The organism is Litchfieldia alkalitelluris (assembly GCF_002153425.1).
GTDB lineage: Bacteria > Bacillota > Bacilli > Bacillales > Salisediminibacteriaceae > Evansella > Evansella alkalicola.
The window spans coordinates 582,907-596,492 of record NZ_KZ119600.1 but is presented as its reverse complement, the minus strand read 5'-3'; the positions used below and the strand labels follow the sequence as shown (position 1 = coordinate 596,492).

General features: G+C 39.9%; 13 protein-coding genes and 2 riboswitches. Of the genes, 5 read left to right on the top strand and 8 right to left on the bottom strand.

Translation table 11 applies throughout. The features are described from left to right. Positions 1-68 precede the first annotated feature (68 nt). Positions 69-1,763, top strand: a complete 1,695-nt coding sequence (locus BW724_RS02860) for a hypothetical protein (RefSeq protein WP_088073582.1) — start codon at positions 69-71, stop codon at positions 1,761-1,763. A 193-nt stretch (positions 1,764-1,956) separates the two neighbouring features. Here BW724_RS02860 and BW724_RS02855 read toward each other — a convergent pair whose 3' ends face one another. The 7 genes from BW724_RS02855 to BW724_RS02825 form a co-directional block, all read right to left on the bottom strand. Then, a complete protein-coding gene (locus tag BW724_RS02855; RefSeq protein ID WP_176371267.1) occupies positions 1,957-3,141 on the bottom strand; it encodes a DUF2812 domain-containing protein in 1,185 nt (394 codons plus the stop codon). Beyond that, complete coding sequence (locus BW724_RS02850; RefSeq protein ID WP_088077635.1) at positions 3,134-3,436, bottom strand: PadR family transcriptional regulator; 303 nt, start codon at positions 3,434-3,436, stop codon at positions 3,134-3,136. The genes BW724_RS02855 and BW724_RS02850 overlap by 8 nt, the downstream gene beginning before the upstream one ends. Positions 3,437-3,806: 370 nt before the next feature. Continuing rightward, positions 3,807-4,826: a thiazole biosynthesis adenylyltransferase ThiF gene (locus tag BW724_RS02845; RefSeq protein ID WP_088077633.1), complete on the bottom strand. Its 1,020-nt coding sequence runs from the start codon at positions 4,824-4,826 to the stop codon at positions 3,807-3,809. Positions 4,827-4,846: 20 nt separating this feature from the next. Further along, the gene (gene thiS, locus BW724_RS02840; protein WP_088073580.1) at positions 4,847-5,050 is read right to left on the bottom strand and encodes a sulfur carrier protein ThiS; all 204 of its coding nucleotides are present in this window, start codon (positions 5,048-5,050) and stop codon (positions 4,847-4,849) included. Further along, positions 5,041-5,685 carry a thiazole tautomerase TenI gene (tenI, locus tag BW724_RS02835; RefSeq protein WP_088073579.1) on the bottom strand — a complete coding sequence of 215 codons (645 nt, stop codon included), beginning with the start codon at positions 5,683-5,685 and terminating at the stop codon, positions 5,041-5,043. Before tenI ends, thiS begins: the two co-directional genes overlap by 10 nt. 108 nt (positions 5,686-5,793) lie before the next feature. After that, entirely contained in the window at positions 5,794-6,897 is a 1,104-nt protein-coding gene (gene thiH / locus BW724_RS02830; RefSeq protein WP_088073578.1) for a 2-iminoacetate synthase ThiH, read from the bottom strand. Positions 6,898-6,984: 87 nt separating this feature from the next. After that, positions 6,985-7,752 (bottom strand): thiazole synthase, encoded by a 768-nt coding sequence (locus BW724_RS02825; RefSeq protein WP_088073577.1) that lies wholly within the window; start codon positions 7,750-7,752, stop codon positions 6,985-6,987. A gap of 201 nt (positions 7,753-7,953) precedes the next feature. Further along, a riboswitch (TPP riboswitch) is annotated at positions 7,954-8,049 on the bottom strand. A gap of 144 nt (positions 8,050-8,193) precedes the next feature. Beyond that, positions 8,194-8,292: riboswitch (TPP riboswitch) on the top strand. A gap of 240 nt (positions 8,293-8,532) precedes the next feature. Here BW724_RS02825 and thiD point away from each other — a divergent pair. The 4 genes from thiD (at position 8,533) to BW724_RS02805 (ending at position 12,627) form a co-directional block, all read left to right on the top strand. Next, positions 8,533-9,396, top strand: a complete 864-nt coding sequence (gene thiD, locus BW724_RS02820; RefSeq protein ID WP_088073576.1) for a bifunctional hydroxymethylpyrimidine kinase/phosphomethylpyrimidine kinase — start codon at positions 8,533-8,535, stop codon at positions 9,394-9,396. Further along, positions 9,369-10,019 carry a thiamine phosphate synthase gene (thiE, locus tag BW724_RS02815; protein WP_088073575.1) on the top strand — a complete coding sequence of 217 codons (651 nt, stop codon included), beginning with the start codon at positions 9,369-9,371 and terminating at the stop codon, positions 10,017-10,019. The genes thiD and thiE overlap by 28 nt, the downstream gene beginning before the upstream one ends. 301 nt (positions 10,020-10,320) lie before the next feature. After that, a complete protein-coding gene (locus BW724_RS02810; protein WP_088073574.1) occupies positions 10,321-11,145 on the top strand; it encodes a hypothetical protein in 825 nt (274 codons plus the stop codon). A 663-nt stretch (positions 11,146-11,808) separates the two neighbouring features. Further along, positions 11,809-12,627: a hypothetical protein gene (locus BW724_RS02805; RefSeq protein ID WP_088073573.1), complete on the top strand. Its 819-nt coding sequence runs from the start codon at positions 11,809-11,811 to the stop codon at positions 12,625-12,627. A 92-nt stretch (positions 12,628-12,719) separates the two neighbouring features. Here the strand turns inward: BW724_RS02805 and BW724_RS02800 are convergent, their stop codons facing one another. Further along, a complete protein-coding gene (locus tag BW724_RS02800; protein WP_088073572.1) occupies positions 12,720-13,469 on the bottom strand; it encodes an NADPH-dependent oxidoreductase in 750 nt (249 codons plus the stop codon). Between the last annotated feature and the right edge of the window lie 117 nt (positions 13,470-13,586).

Genomic DNA, 13,586 nt, shown 5'->3' with positions numbered 1-13,586 from the left:
CTCGTTTTCTATCTTAAAATAGCTTAAAATTAAATAATGTAAGACAATCAATCAAAGAGGTGAAAGTTATGCTGCAAATGTTAATCATCAGTGCTTTAACAGCACTATTGTTTTTACCGCTACAAATCCAGTGGTGGAAGACACCTTTTTTTAGAAAATGGATAGTACCCCGTTATATTGTTGGGATTCTATATGGATTAATGCTTTTTTATGTTGGGCTATTAGATCAATCTGTCACAGCCATCGTTACATATTATTTGCCAATTATCGGTCTTGGTTTAGTAATAGATAACTCCTTAGTTTTTTCATTAAAGAGGAGCTTTAGAAAACAGGCTGCAGTAATTGGATCAGGTGCTGGGATGGTTATCCTGATTGGATTTGGTGTCTTTTGGACTATTCAGCCATTATTCTTAGCAGATGCCATGTTCGACATTGCTGGTGGAGAAGAAGTTACAGTAGAAGAATTCAGTCCTGTCAGCGAGGAGCATATCCCTGTTGTACCAAGGAGTTTTGCTAGATATCGAACGGACGTTGTTATGGGGCAACTTGACAACCCTGCTTTCTATTCCCTTGGAGAAACTAGAATTCAACGAGTGAATGACGCACTATTTTGGATTACACCAATTGAGTATGAAAACTTATTCCGTTGGTATCGCAGTAATGCTGCTCCAGGATATATCATGGTAAGTGCAGAAAATCCACGTCTAGAGCCTGAGCTCGTTTATACTGATATGACATACGTACCATCTGCTTTTTTCCATGAAAACTTAGAACGTCATGTCCGTCTATCATTTCCAGATGTATTAATGCTAGATACGACATTTGAAATCGATTCAGAAGGAAATCCATACTACATCATTAGTTACGGTCACTATACTGAGTTCCGTCGAGTGGCCGATGTAGACGGGATTATCACCGTAGACCCTGCAACTGGGGAAATGGAGCAATATGCGAAAGAAGATGCACCTGAATGGGTGAATCGAATCTACCCTCCTCACATTGCAGAAGAGCGTAATGAATGGTTTGGTATCTACAAACAAGGTATTGTTAACCGATTCTTCGGGCGTGAAGGATTAACCGAGCCTACTGGGTGGGGGTCAGAAGACTCCGTTACAGGTGTTGTTAACCGAGAGTTAAACCTCAGTTGGTTTACTGACCATACGAGATTAACTGGTGAAACAGGCGAAGCTTCTGGATCCATGGTTGGCTTTACAATGTTTGATGCCCGAACTGGGGAACTACGTTATTTCCGTGATGCAAGTGGAATGCTGAATGGTCGAACTGCCATGAATTTGGCTGAAAGAACATTCGTACGTGATGATTATGTCGCTGGGACTCCGTCGTTATATAACATCTATGGTCAGTATACTTGGGTTGTTCCACTAATGGACAGAAACGCCGTATTACGTCAAATTATGTTAGTGAATGCAGCAAGTGAAAGCGTAACTGGTTATGGAGAAACGAAACGTGAAGCATTCGCAGCCTATCAGTTGGAATTAGCTAATAGGGGTGGGGATGATGATATTATCCCTGGAGAACTATTAGATCTAGAAGAGATTACTGGTGTCGTGGAGCGAGTGTATAAATGGGATCGTGAAGATAATGTAACTGTAAGAATATTATTAGAAGGTCACGATAGAATTTTTACAGTTAACGCTTCCTCTTATCCCCGTGCCGTGTTTGTTGAGCCTGGTGATGAGGTTACGATCAGCTTTATGGACGGTGGAGAAGAAATCCAACCAATCGAAGAACTTGATTTTTAGAAAAACTTTGGTCGTTGGTCTGAAGGGAAAAATTAAGGCAAAGGGCAAGATCTTGCGCAAGACAATACTTTGAAAATTTAAACTATCTTCCCTTAAGACAAAGCCAGGACAAATATTTAATATTGTCCTGGCTTTTCATATAAACGACCTATATATTTCAATAATATGGATCCATTTTTCGCTCAAGCTACTATTATTGAGTTCTAACTCTAAAATAATAAGCCCAGGCTCGTAGAATATTTGTGAAAAATATAAACATGACTAATGGATAAACAGTTGTGTTGAAGCGCTCAATGCCTGATAAAGAAAAATAGCCTTGCTCCAATGCATCAGGAAGCATAAATGAAAAGAAGTTAAAACCGAATATTAGTATAATAGGTGCAAACATCAACGTATGAATTTTTGTCACACGCATCGCTGCCTTTCGCTTGGTCTCTGGATCGTCATTGATCTTAGGTTTCTCCGCGCCTTCTGAATAGGCTTGTCGCCAGATCGACCATTGTTGCCAAGACGCACCTGAAACATATACTCTCTCCCAGCCAGCTTCACTGTGAAAACTGTGAGCGTTACTATCTGCTCTTCCTTCAAAAAGGATGCAATAGGAATATAACTTGGTATCGGATTTTTGAAATTGAAATAAAACTCCACCTTTTTTAACTTGGGTAAGATGCCATCCAGACCGTTCTTGCTCTTCAAGCCATTTTTCAAATTTATCTGGAGAATAATTCCAGCCTAATTTAAGCTTTTTTCGTCGTTTTCCTAATAAAACGATTGGTTTTTCCTCAGAATGAAACAAGGTTTGAGATTGATTTCTCTCCTCTGATAAACGCCTCGATTCTTTTTTGAGCGCAATGAGGGAATAGATCCCTATCAGTGTCACAACAATCTGGACTATAAACATGATATACGTGAAGATCCACATCGGACTTTCGACGCGGGTCACCGTATCAGGATCCATGTGTAAATAGAGTGGCAGTAACAACGTAACTTGCAGAGAAATAGAGAAAATGATATAGAGGAAATAGATCCACCAAAGTATTGCAATTCTACTGTTTCTTGATTCTAAATTATCTCGAACAATGGACGTTTTCACCTCTTCCTTTTGCTTACCATTACCATAAATCGCCCATTTTCCTTGTTTATTCACCACTTCCCAACCATCTGCCTCAAGGGCTTTGGGGAGAGGATGCTGCCGACTACGATCAAAAGATATAGCAAATGTCTCATGAGATGACGCTTCCTCTGTAAATGTGAAACGGCTTAATTTAGGTTGGAAGCGAGAAAGAGTGTATCCCTTCTTTGCCATCTCTTCAATCCAACGCTCCGTGCTCTGAATGTGAAAGCTCCAAAACGGTTTCCAAATACTTTTTTCACTCATTTCCTTCCCCCTCCCAGTGTGCAATAGCATTCGTATATAACTCTTCAATTCGGGTCATTTCCTGTTTAATTACCACTTTCCCTAACTCAGTTATCTCATAAGTTTTTTTTCGTTCTTCATTGGCATATACGACGATTAAATGATCTTTCAGCATTTTCGTAATCGTTCCGTAGATTGTACCTGAACCAAGTTTCAATCGACCTGATGTAATTCCCTCCACATATTTCACAATTCCATAGCCGTGCTGTGGTTGTTTAAAAAGACTTAATAAGATGTAAAAAGCTGTTTCGGACATAGGTACGTACTTTTTGATTACTTTATCAGTATTTGCAGTCAAATCGTTCCTCCTCTATATGTTGCGCCGTGACATATGTCATGATGCGAGTATATCACGATGTGACATATATGTAAACGAAAGATTCTGAATTTTTCTAGTGAAATGTTTTCATAGGACTAAGGGAAGACAACACCTTCAGAAAGTGTATATCGCCGTCAAAACGTTGCCAATTATGCGGAATCAGTGATTTAACAACAAAAAACCACATGTGATTTCGATTGTGAAATCGGCATGTGGTTTTGCTTCTTAAGGGCTTTTTCGTACCCCTAGCTGAAACTTATATGAGCGAATTAAATTCGAGTTTTATTCAATTTCAGTAACTTTGTGGTTAACCTAAGATACGATGATATAATGTCTTGGCTTCAGCGATATCGTTCGTACCGTGAACAAGAACACGACCATCCCTGAAAAACACCATTCGTTGCTCACCTATTGTGTAAGAAACTAAATATGGGTTTTGTTCCACTTCTCCACCTTGAGTAGATAAGGTTTCTACTAGTTGATCCAGATCCCTTTCCAAACGCTTTGGTGGTCTGATTTGTACCGTGTTTCTTCCACACAACACGGACGACTTCGTTTGATTTTCATAGGATAGATATGGATAGGTAGGTTCAGAACCACAAGATTTACAGTCTGATTTCTTAACTCCATCTACTTTAATAGACGTGTGCTCATTTTTCCATAAATCAAAGCACACGAGTTTTCCACGTAATGCTTTCTCATCATCTACTAAAAGCTTTAGGGCTTCTGTCGTTTGGTATGCGACAACCATTTGAACGGCTGGACTTATAATACCTACGGTGTCACAAGTGGCTCCACCCAACGGCACAGTTTCCAATAGACAGTTGAGACACGGTGTTTTGCCTGGTATTATCGTGTAACTCAAACCATAGCTACTGACACAGGCACCATATATCCATGGAATATTGTGTTTCTGGGCGATATCATTGATTAATAGGCGGGTATCAAAATTATCCGTGCTATCAATGATGAGGTCAACACCAGGCGTCATCTGCTCCAATTCTTCCTTTGTCACGTCCATGACCTTCCCGACAACTTCCACCTCGGAATTTATTTCCTTTAGGCATTTTTCTGCAGCTATTGCTTTCGGGATTCTTTCCGTAGCATCTGATTCCACGTATAGCTGCTGACGTTGCAGATTACTGAATTCAACATAGTCACGGTCTACAATTGTAATTTTTCCAACACCGGCACGGACAAGGTTTTCCACATTTCCAGTTCCAAGGGCGCCTGCTCCTATAATTAATACATGTTTCTTTGCGAGCTTTTCCTGACCTTCTTTTCCGATTGGTGTAAATAATTCCTGCCTTGAATAACGGTTATTCAACGTAAACGCTCCTTTTTCAATCATCCACCGCCGACAAAATGAACTAGTTCGATTTGATCTCCAGCTTCAATGGATCTATCTTCATGCTTGGATTTATCAATAATTTCACCATTTACTTCAACAATAACAACCTTATCCTCTAGCTTATAATGAGTCAACAATTGAGTAAGGTTCGAAATTGCTTCTGGTAATTCTGTTTTTTTTCCATTTAACGTCACTTCCATGATTTCTCACCCTCTTTAATGTATGCTTTTATCTCCTGTATCGGGTTGCTCGCTTCGAGAACACCTGACATTACGGCTATTCCCTTTGCTCCTGTCTCTAACACACTGCTCACAATTTCAGGTTTGATCCCACCGATAGCAATGACTGGTATGTCGGTTGCCTGGACGGTGTTCTTCAGTCCTTCCAGTCCCCGTGGCACAAGGCCAGGCTTGGAGTTCGTGGGAAAAATATGGCCGTATAGTACAAAATCTGCTCCTTCCCTTTCTCCTGCTACTGCCTCTTCCGGAGAATGAACAGATTTTCCAATTTTTAAATGTGGAAACATAGTTTTCACTTCATCCACACAAAGACTATTATAACCTAACTGTATACCCTTCGTCCTCAAAAGTAGAGCTACATCTACTCGATCATTGACAATGATCTTCGATAACGGAACACCAGCATCGGTCAGTTTTCTTATCCCCTTGGCAATCTCCCTCGCGGGGAGTTGCTTTTCACGAATGTGAAAGTAGGTTACATACGGTTCTAGTTGTCCTGCTTTATGTGCGAATTCTTCCAAGCCCATTTTACCATTAGATATAACATGGATTTCAAATGGTGGCTCCTGCGAGTTAGTGTTTATTTGTTCAGACATTGGGAAACCTCCCGGATGATGATATGAAAATAGATTTGTTCACAAATTCGTGCGGGACCTGGTCCCCGAACTTTTTGTACGGGACCAGGTCCCTGAACTTCCTGAACTTTATATGAATTGCCAGTCCTTCACTACTGGCTGGTACCCTTTTTCTTTCAATAACTCTTTCATTTCTTTAACAGTACGGTCATCTGAAATCTCAAATTGACTTTGTGTTACATCTGGCTCTGAGTATCCTCCGACCACTGTTGAAGACTCCACAGACATTTTCGTAACACCTAATGGAATCAGGTGATTGCGAAGCTCTGGCGTTTCCCTCGTAGATAAGTTCACTCCAGCACGAGGTAAAAATAACCTTACTGCTAACATCGCTTGAACTAAGTTTTTATCCGTAACATTCACCTTTGGTTGAAAGCTTCCTGCATGAGGCTGCATTCTCGGAAAAGACACCCCTACTTCCGTCTCCAAATATTTATTTTGCAAATAACTAGCATGGAGTCCCGTAATATAACTTTCCTTACGCCACTCATCCATCCCTAGGAGTGCTCCCACATTAAGAGAACGCATCCCAGCTTTCGCACCACGCTCTGGTGTGTCAAGTCGATATCGAAAGTTCTTTTTTGGACCTGCTACATGAATATCACGATAAATCTCCTCATTGTAGACTTCTTGATAAACGGTCAAGCCATCGACCCCATGTTCGAATAACTCCTCATACTCCCCTTGATCTAACGGTTGAATTTCAACCCCAATGCTAGAAAAGTATTTTCTTAAAACTTGCAAACATTCTTTCAAGTAATCTACAGACGAATGCTGCTTCGATTCCCCTGATAATAGAATAATATGTTTAATTCCCATATTAGCAATCACTTGCGCTTCCCGTTCCACCTCACTCATTGTAAGGCGACGTCGAGGGAAATCATTGTTCAAGCTAAAACTACAGTATTTACAAATGTTCACACAGTAATCAGACAAATAAAGTGGCAAATATAACTGCATTGTATTGCCAAAATGTTGTTTTGTCAGCATGTGCGCCTTCTGAGCCATCTCTTCTAAATAGTTTTCCGCAGCAGGTGAGAGCAATACAAAATAATCTTGTTCCGATAATCGTTCCTTTTGCAGAACCCTCTCTACATCAAGTCCCGTAACTCCCTGAAACATATCTTCAAACGGCAAATCCTTAACTTCTTCAAATTTTTCATAAAAGCTCATATGAGAAAACCACCCTTTATAACCGAATTATGAGTCCGTGCAAATCCTCTAAATTGAACACTTTATCTTCAATTGCTAGGTTAATATTTAACCTAAAAACCCTGTTAATGGTGAAGAAGCATGTGCTTTTGTAGAAACAGGACCAAGTCCGGATAAGTAGCCGATACGCCCTGCCTTAACAGCTAAGTCAAAAGCTTTTGCCATTTCAACAGGATTTGCAGCAGTAGCAATGGCTGTGTTAACTAAAACGGCATCTGCTCCCATTTCCATCGCCTCTGCAGCTTCAGATGGTTTTCCAATCCCTGCGTCTACTACGATTGGCACGTCCATTTCATCGATCATAATTTGAATCATTTCCTTCATACGAATACCTTTGTTTGAACCAATTGGAGCTCCTAGCGGCATGATTGCCGCTGCACCAGCATCCTTCATTCGTTTTGCCGCCATTAAATCAGGACTCATATAAGGAAGTACGACAAACCCTTCATTTGCAAGAATTTCCGTCGCCTTCGTTGTTTCCTCATTATCTGGAAGCAAATATTTGTGATCTGATATTACTTCTATTTTTATCCAGTTGCCCATACCACATGCTTTCGCAAGTCTAGCAATTCGAACTGCTTCCTCTGCGTTACGCGCTCCTGATGTGTTCGGCATTAACGTCATGTGTTTAGGGATATCGTTTAAAATATCTTCCTCGTTTCCTTCCATGTCAACTCTTCGCAGTGCAACTGTTACTACTTCAGAGTTTGATGCTGTTAATGCCTCCCCCATATTCTTATGGTCAGCAAACTTGCCAGTCCCTACGAACAAACGATTTTGAAGTTCTTTTCCCCCGATTGTTAAAACATCTTTCATGTTAACTCCCCACTTCATTTTTATTTTTGTACAAGCAATTAAATCTCTTCAAAGTAATATGCCCTCAATCATATTACTTAAGAATAGCCCTCACCTCGTACCTGCGTTTCAATCAATCTGTTCAAAAATCAACATCATCATTTAACAGAATCCGAAAAAAAGCTCACCTTGAACGGTAAGCTTTTTAATAACAATTATTTAATGTTTATTAAATAGCTTCCCTCCGTTGGTGTTAACCAATTCAGGTTCAAAGGGTCGGATTTCTCCTCTCAGCCATAGGCACCCCCAGCTTTCTCGTATTCTATTAAATGCGATATTGCCTCATGACCAATGATAACAAAGTTGTTTTAGCTTGTGAAGTGTTTCCTAATAAGCACTTCTTCGACATGCAATAAAAATTTATGGTACGATAAGGTTGAACTTAGCTTCTTCATGTAAATAACTGTCCACTAGGGGTGCCGATCGGCTGAGACAAGATTACTTGGTCCCTTAGAACCTGATCTGGTTGATACCAGCGTAGGAAAGTGGAACGGCAGCATTTTTAATAAAGGAGTCGCTCTTAATCTTACTAATGTAGCACGTATTCTCCTTTAATAACATGCATTTACCACCGTTCCTTCGATGTAACGGTGTTTTTTATATGCTTGGATATTTGAATAAGTGGAAGGTGAGGTTATACGATAGCCTTTTATTTAAAAACAACAATGATTTTTTTCCAAAACTACTAAAGCAATAGTAATAAACAAAATATATTAATTAGAATAGAAAGGTGAGATAATCATGATTTCACGTGCCTTGACAATCGCTGGTTCAGATAGTGGTGGTGGTGCAGGAATACAAGCCGATTTAAAAACATTCCAGGAGTTAGGGGTATTCGGAATGTCAGCTATTACAGCGATAACTGCCCAGAATACTTTAGGAGTGCAAGGTGTATATCCAGTTGAATTGGAAGGACTTGAGCAGCAAATCACTTCCGTTGCAGATGATATTGGTGTTGACGCCGTCAAAACAGGAATGCTTTTTGACGAACCACGTATTAAACTCGTTGCAGAGAAAATTAAGCACTATCAATGGAATAATGTCGTCGTTGATCCCGTGATGATAGCAAAAGGCGGCGCCTCCCTACTCACAGAAAATTCAACGAAGGCACTGATCAACGAACTGCTTCCACTTGCTACTGTGGCAACTCCTAATATACCTGAGGCAGAAGCTATAGTTGGTAGAGAAATCACGTCCATAGATGACAGAAAACAAGCCGCGAAGGATTTTCTTTCTATGGGAGTTAAAAGCGTTGTAATTAAAGGTGGACACGATAGTGATGGACATAGTGAAGCAACAACGGACTTGTTTTTCGACGGATCAACGTATCATTATTTCCAATATCCAAGGGTAGACACGAAGAACACACATGGAACTGGCTGCTCCTTTGCTTCTGCCATTACAGCAGAACTAGCTAAAGGGACGCCACTCATGGAAGCCGTTCTTAAAGCAAAAAGGTTTATCCATCTTGCCATCATTCACTCCTTAAACATTGGTGGTGGACATGGGCCAACCCATCACGGTGCTCATCGCCAATATGAAACGAAAGAACTCGACTCAAAGTTGGAGGGGAAAACATGGCACGAATCAGCTCTGACAAAATGAGAGACTATTTAAAGGTTTACTTTATTGCAGGAAGCCCTAATAGCACAAACCCTTTACCTCAAGTACTACAACAAGCTATTGAAGGTGGCGTCACGCTTTTTCAGTTTAGGGAGAAAGGGAAGGATCACCTTCAAGGCAAGGATAAAGAGGCCCTTGGGAAAGGGTTAAAAAAAATATGTAAGGATAATAATATCCCTTTTATCGTCAATGATGATGTGGACCTTGCCATCACATTAGATGCAGATGGGGTCCACGTTGGTCAAGACGACGGAAATGTTGCTGCCATTCGCGAGCGTATTGGAGACCGAATTCTTGGAGTGTCTGCACATAATTACGAAGAGGCTGTCCAGGCCTTGGCAGATGGCGCTGATTATTTAGGCGTCGGTCCTGTTTTTCCTACTGATACAAAGGCAGATGCAGAAGATGTATGTGGACCTGACTTTATTGCTGAGCTAAGGGAGCAAGGAATCCATGTTCCAATCGTAGCGATCGGTGGCATTACAGAATCTAACGCCGACCAAGTTGTTTCAGGAAAGGCAGACGGTATGTCCGTTATATCAGCAATCACTAAGGCAGAAGATCCAACAGTCGCTGCAAAAAATCTATTGAGAGTTTGGAAATAAAGTGTAAATGGAAAAGGGTTTTGGATAATCAATCATTATTCAAGACCTTTTTTTCTATAAAAAGAGGCTTGTGGAACGACCACAGTAAAAAGCAAGAAGAAACCACGAGTTGAACGACTATCCCGCGTGGATCGTCCCCAAATAACCTCAGTGTATGTAACAACTTCAATAACAAATCTTACATTCTACCAAAAAACAGTTACCAAATACATACAATTTATGTTAAAATTTAACACATGCATATAATGTTGACTGGAATTAATACATAGTACAAATACACTGGGATTGGAGCGTGGGGCCCATGCAGAAAAAATCTATATTAGCAATTCTATCTTTGTTTTTTATATTAATAGGTTGTAATTTAGAGGACGAAGATGAACGATCCGTAATTGAAGGATATAGTCTTGGTACTTTACCTACAGATGAAAGCAAATTAACTATATTTGTAGAGGATAGCTTTGTGGGCAATACAATAGAAAAGCTGTACTCTGTGGATATGGAAATACATATGAATATCACTGATTATTCAGTAGAAGCATACAACGTTACCCTAGAACATAATACAAAAATTATTATTGAAGATACGGGGCAACAGCTGACAATTAATTCACTTTTTGACGAAGAAATTTCGAATCATGATATACTTGCACTCCAACTATTAATATGGTCCGACATCATCCCGGTTACTGTCAATGTGAAAGAGGACTTTACTAAACAAGTTTCAACAGACAGACCTGGATATATCACACATTCAAGGGAACTATTGCCCGTCTATACTGCGAAGGAAATTAAAATACCTCCCCTTTCTAAGGAGCATTTTAGTCTCCATTTCATTGATAAGCTCAATGACTATCACGTCGTCATTGTTTATAGTGACGACGTGATTCCGGAAAAGGAGATATGGGGAATGTACGAAGACTATTGGGATGACATTGGAGAAGTTAGTAATATGACATATAATACACATCTCAGTTTACTTGAGCAAGATTTTCTAGATATATATAACCTTCCCCTGGATTCAAACACTGACTATCCTTACTTTTTCCTACTTGATCATGAGGGCATTTTATTAGAAACAACTGACTGGGACGAAGTTATTTCCATTGTTGAAGTAAATCAGGACTAAATAAGTGAAAAGGGCGATTTCCAACATTGTACATTGGAATCGTCCTTTTTAAGTCTCAAATTTGTGAAAAAAGTAGTTTGCAGCGATATCCATTAAGATTAAAAGGTTTACAAACATTTCCCTAAAAAACAGTAACTCCTCACAAACTATTTATGTTAAAATTTTACACAAAGCACCTAAAAAAATCCTGAATCCGTGATAGGAGGTGTTGATATGCCATCCATCTACTCGCTTTCCGCGGGCGGCTGGTAAGCCTCCTCATTGCTTCGCAACTGCGGGGTCTTACCCCTGCCTTTCTTCCCGCAGGAGTCTCCTAGATTCCTGTCATATCAACTTCTATATAAAAATTGTATTGGTTTGGTTACTTAATAAGCCTGATAAACAGATCATTTAGTATTTTCTATTTACTCGAAGAAGTGAATGGTGGCGACTCCAGCGGGAACAGCGCGAGCTGAAGACCCCGCAGGCGCGTTTTTTTGCGTCGAGGAGTCTGAGGCCGTGCCCGCGGAAAGCGTCCACCTGTAACGGATTCGAGTATTTACACAACATGGTTAAATCCAAAGATTTTTAGGTTTAATACAAAGAGGGAATTATTTCATCACGGAGTCAGGTAAATGTAAGTATTACATATTTCGAATACACGAAGAGTGGAGCGTGGGTCCCATGCAGCAAAAAACTATATTAATCATCTTATCCTTATTTTTCATATTAGTAGGTTGTAATCAAGAAGATGAGCCATCCGTCATTGAAGGATTTAGTCTTGGAGCTTTCTCCTTCCTTAACACAATGACTATTTTTGTAGAGGATAGCCATGTGGGCAATGACATGGAAAAGCTTTATTCTTTGGACCGGGGAACACGTATGGACACCACTGATTATACAGTCGAGGCATACAATCTCATGCTAGAAAATGATACAAAGATTATTATTGAAGATACGGGGCAAGAGCTGGAATTTAGCGCTCTTTTTGACGAAGAAATTTCGATTCATGATAGCATGCCTCTCCGACTATTATTGTGGTCAGATATCATCCCAATTTCTGTCACTGTAAAAGAAGACTTCACTAAACAAGTTTCAACAGACAGACCAGGATATATTACATATTCTCGGGAGCTACTACCCATCTATACTGCGGAGGAAATTAAAATTCCTCGCCTTTCTCAAGAGCATTTCCACCTCCATTTCACTGCAAGGCACTATGAGTATAACGTTATTATTGTATATAGTGATGAGGTGATGACTGAAGAAGAAATGTGGAGACTGTACGATGAATATTGGATGGAAATTGATGAAGTTAGTAATATGACTTATAATACAACCCTCGATTTAATTGAAAGGGATTTTCTTGATTTATATAATGTTCACTCACTTGATGCCAATATTGAATATCCTTACTTTTTCCTTTTTGATCAAGAGGGAATGCTATTAGAAACAACTGACTGGGACGAAGTTATTTCCATTGTTGAAGTAAATCAAGATTAAATAGGTGAATCTGGATATCAAAGGCAGGGGTAGGACCTCGCAGACGCATTGTCACAAGGAGACTCACCCCTGCCTTTTTTGTTTAGTCTCACTTATTTTTCCCAATCAAACCCTTGTTTTTTCAAGCCTGACACGACATTTTCTGAAAAACCTTTATATCTTTCTTGATAGAACGTAGCAATATTCTTTGACCATTGACTAGTTCGTTCGCCGTTTGTCTGTTGCCTTACAAACTCACCATACGTCTCATCAAACTCATCAATAAATGGTCTTTGTTCATGATTATAGCGCTCCTTCTGATGAGTTGCGGCTAATGGCAAACGTGGCTTTATATCCGCTTTTGCTGCAGGATGACCAAGTACGAGACCTGATATTGGAAAAACATATTCTGGAAGCTCTAATAAAGCAGCAACCTCTACAGGATTTTTACGAATCCCTCCAATTGGTACAGTTCCTAAATCTAAAGATTCCGCCGCTGCAATAGCATTTCCCATGGCAATTCCAACATCCGTTGAACCAGTCAGTAATGCCTCTACACTATTGACAACACCTAACTCCATATTTGTTTTTTCCGCCGCAAGCTTGGCACGGTAAAAATCTAAGCAGAAGACGAAAAACACAGGGGCTTGATCCACATATGGTTGGTTACCCACAAGTTCTGCAAGCTTTGCTTTCTTCACTTTATCCTTTACCTCAATCACCGTTACTTGTTGACCATTAATCCAATTCGCCGATGACATGGCAGCCTTCACGATTGTATCAACTTGTGCTTGGTCCACTGGATCCTCTTTATATTCCCGATAGGATCGGTGCTCTGTAAGTAAGTTTATAACTTCATTCATGAAAAAGACCCTCCAATTATATTAAAAAATATCCTCCCATCATTAATACAATGGGAGGTTACTCATAGTAAAAATTATAACAATATAGGGATTGATGATCCAGAGATTGCAACTATT

What these genes read in the sequence shown, in the direction of transcription:
- BW724_RS02860 (WP_088073582.1), top strand. Translation starts at nt 69, where the DNA reads ATGCTGCAAATGTTAATCATCAGTGCTTTAACAGCACTATTGTTTTTA.
- BW724_RS02855 (WP_176371267.1), bottom strand. Translation starts at nt 3,141, where the DNA reads ATGAGTGAAAAAAGTATTTGGAAACCGTTTTGGAGCTTTCACATTCAG.
- BW724_RS02850 (WP_088077635.1), bottom strand. Translation starts at nt 3,436, where the DNA reads ATGTCCGAAACAGCTTTTTACATCTTATTAAGTCTTTTTAAACAACCA.
- thiS (WP_088073580.1), bottom strand. Translation starts at nt 5,050, where the DNA reads ATGGAAGTGACGTTAAATGGAAAAAAAACAGAATTACCAGAAGCAATT.
- tenI (WP_088073579.1), bottom strand. Translation starts at nt 5,685, where the DNA reads ATGTCTGAACAAATAAACACTAACTCGCAGGAGCCACCATTTGAAATC.
- thiH (WP_088073578.1), bottom strand. Translation starts at nt 6,897, where the DNA reads ATGAGCTTTTATGAAAAATTTGAAGAAGTTAAGGATTTGCCGTTTGAA.
- BW724_RS02825 (WP_088073577.1), bottom strand. Translation starts at nt 7,752, where the DNA reads ATGAAAGATGTTTTAACAATCGGGGGAAAAGAACTTCAAAATCGTTTG.
- thiD (WP_088073576.1), top strand. Translation starts at nt 8,533, where the DNA reads ATGATTTCACGTGCCTTGACAATCGCTGGTTCAGATAGTGGTGGTGGT.
- thiE (WP_088073575.1), top strand. Translation starts at nt 9,369, where the DNA reads ATGGCACGAATCAGCTCTGACAAAATGAGAGACTATTTAAAGGTTTAC.
- BW724_RS02810 (WP_088073574.1), top strand. Translation starts at nt 10,321, where the DNA reads ATGCAGAAAAAATCTATATTAGCAATTCTATCTTTGTTTTTTATATTA.
- BW724_RS02805 (WP_088073573.1), top strand. Translation starts at nt 11,809, where the DNA reads ATGCAGCAAAAAACTATATTAATCATCTTATCCTTATTTTTCATATTA.
- BW724_RS02800 (WP_088073572.1), bottom strand. Translation starts at nt 13,469, where the DNA reads ATGAATGAAGTTATAAACTTACTTACAGAGCACCGATCCTATCGGGAA.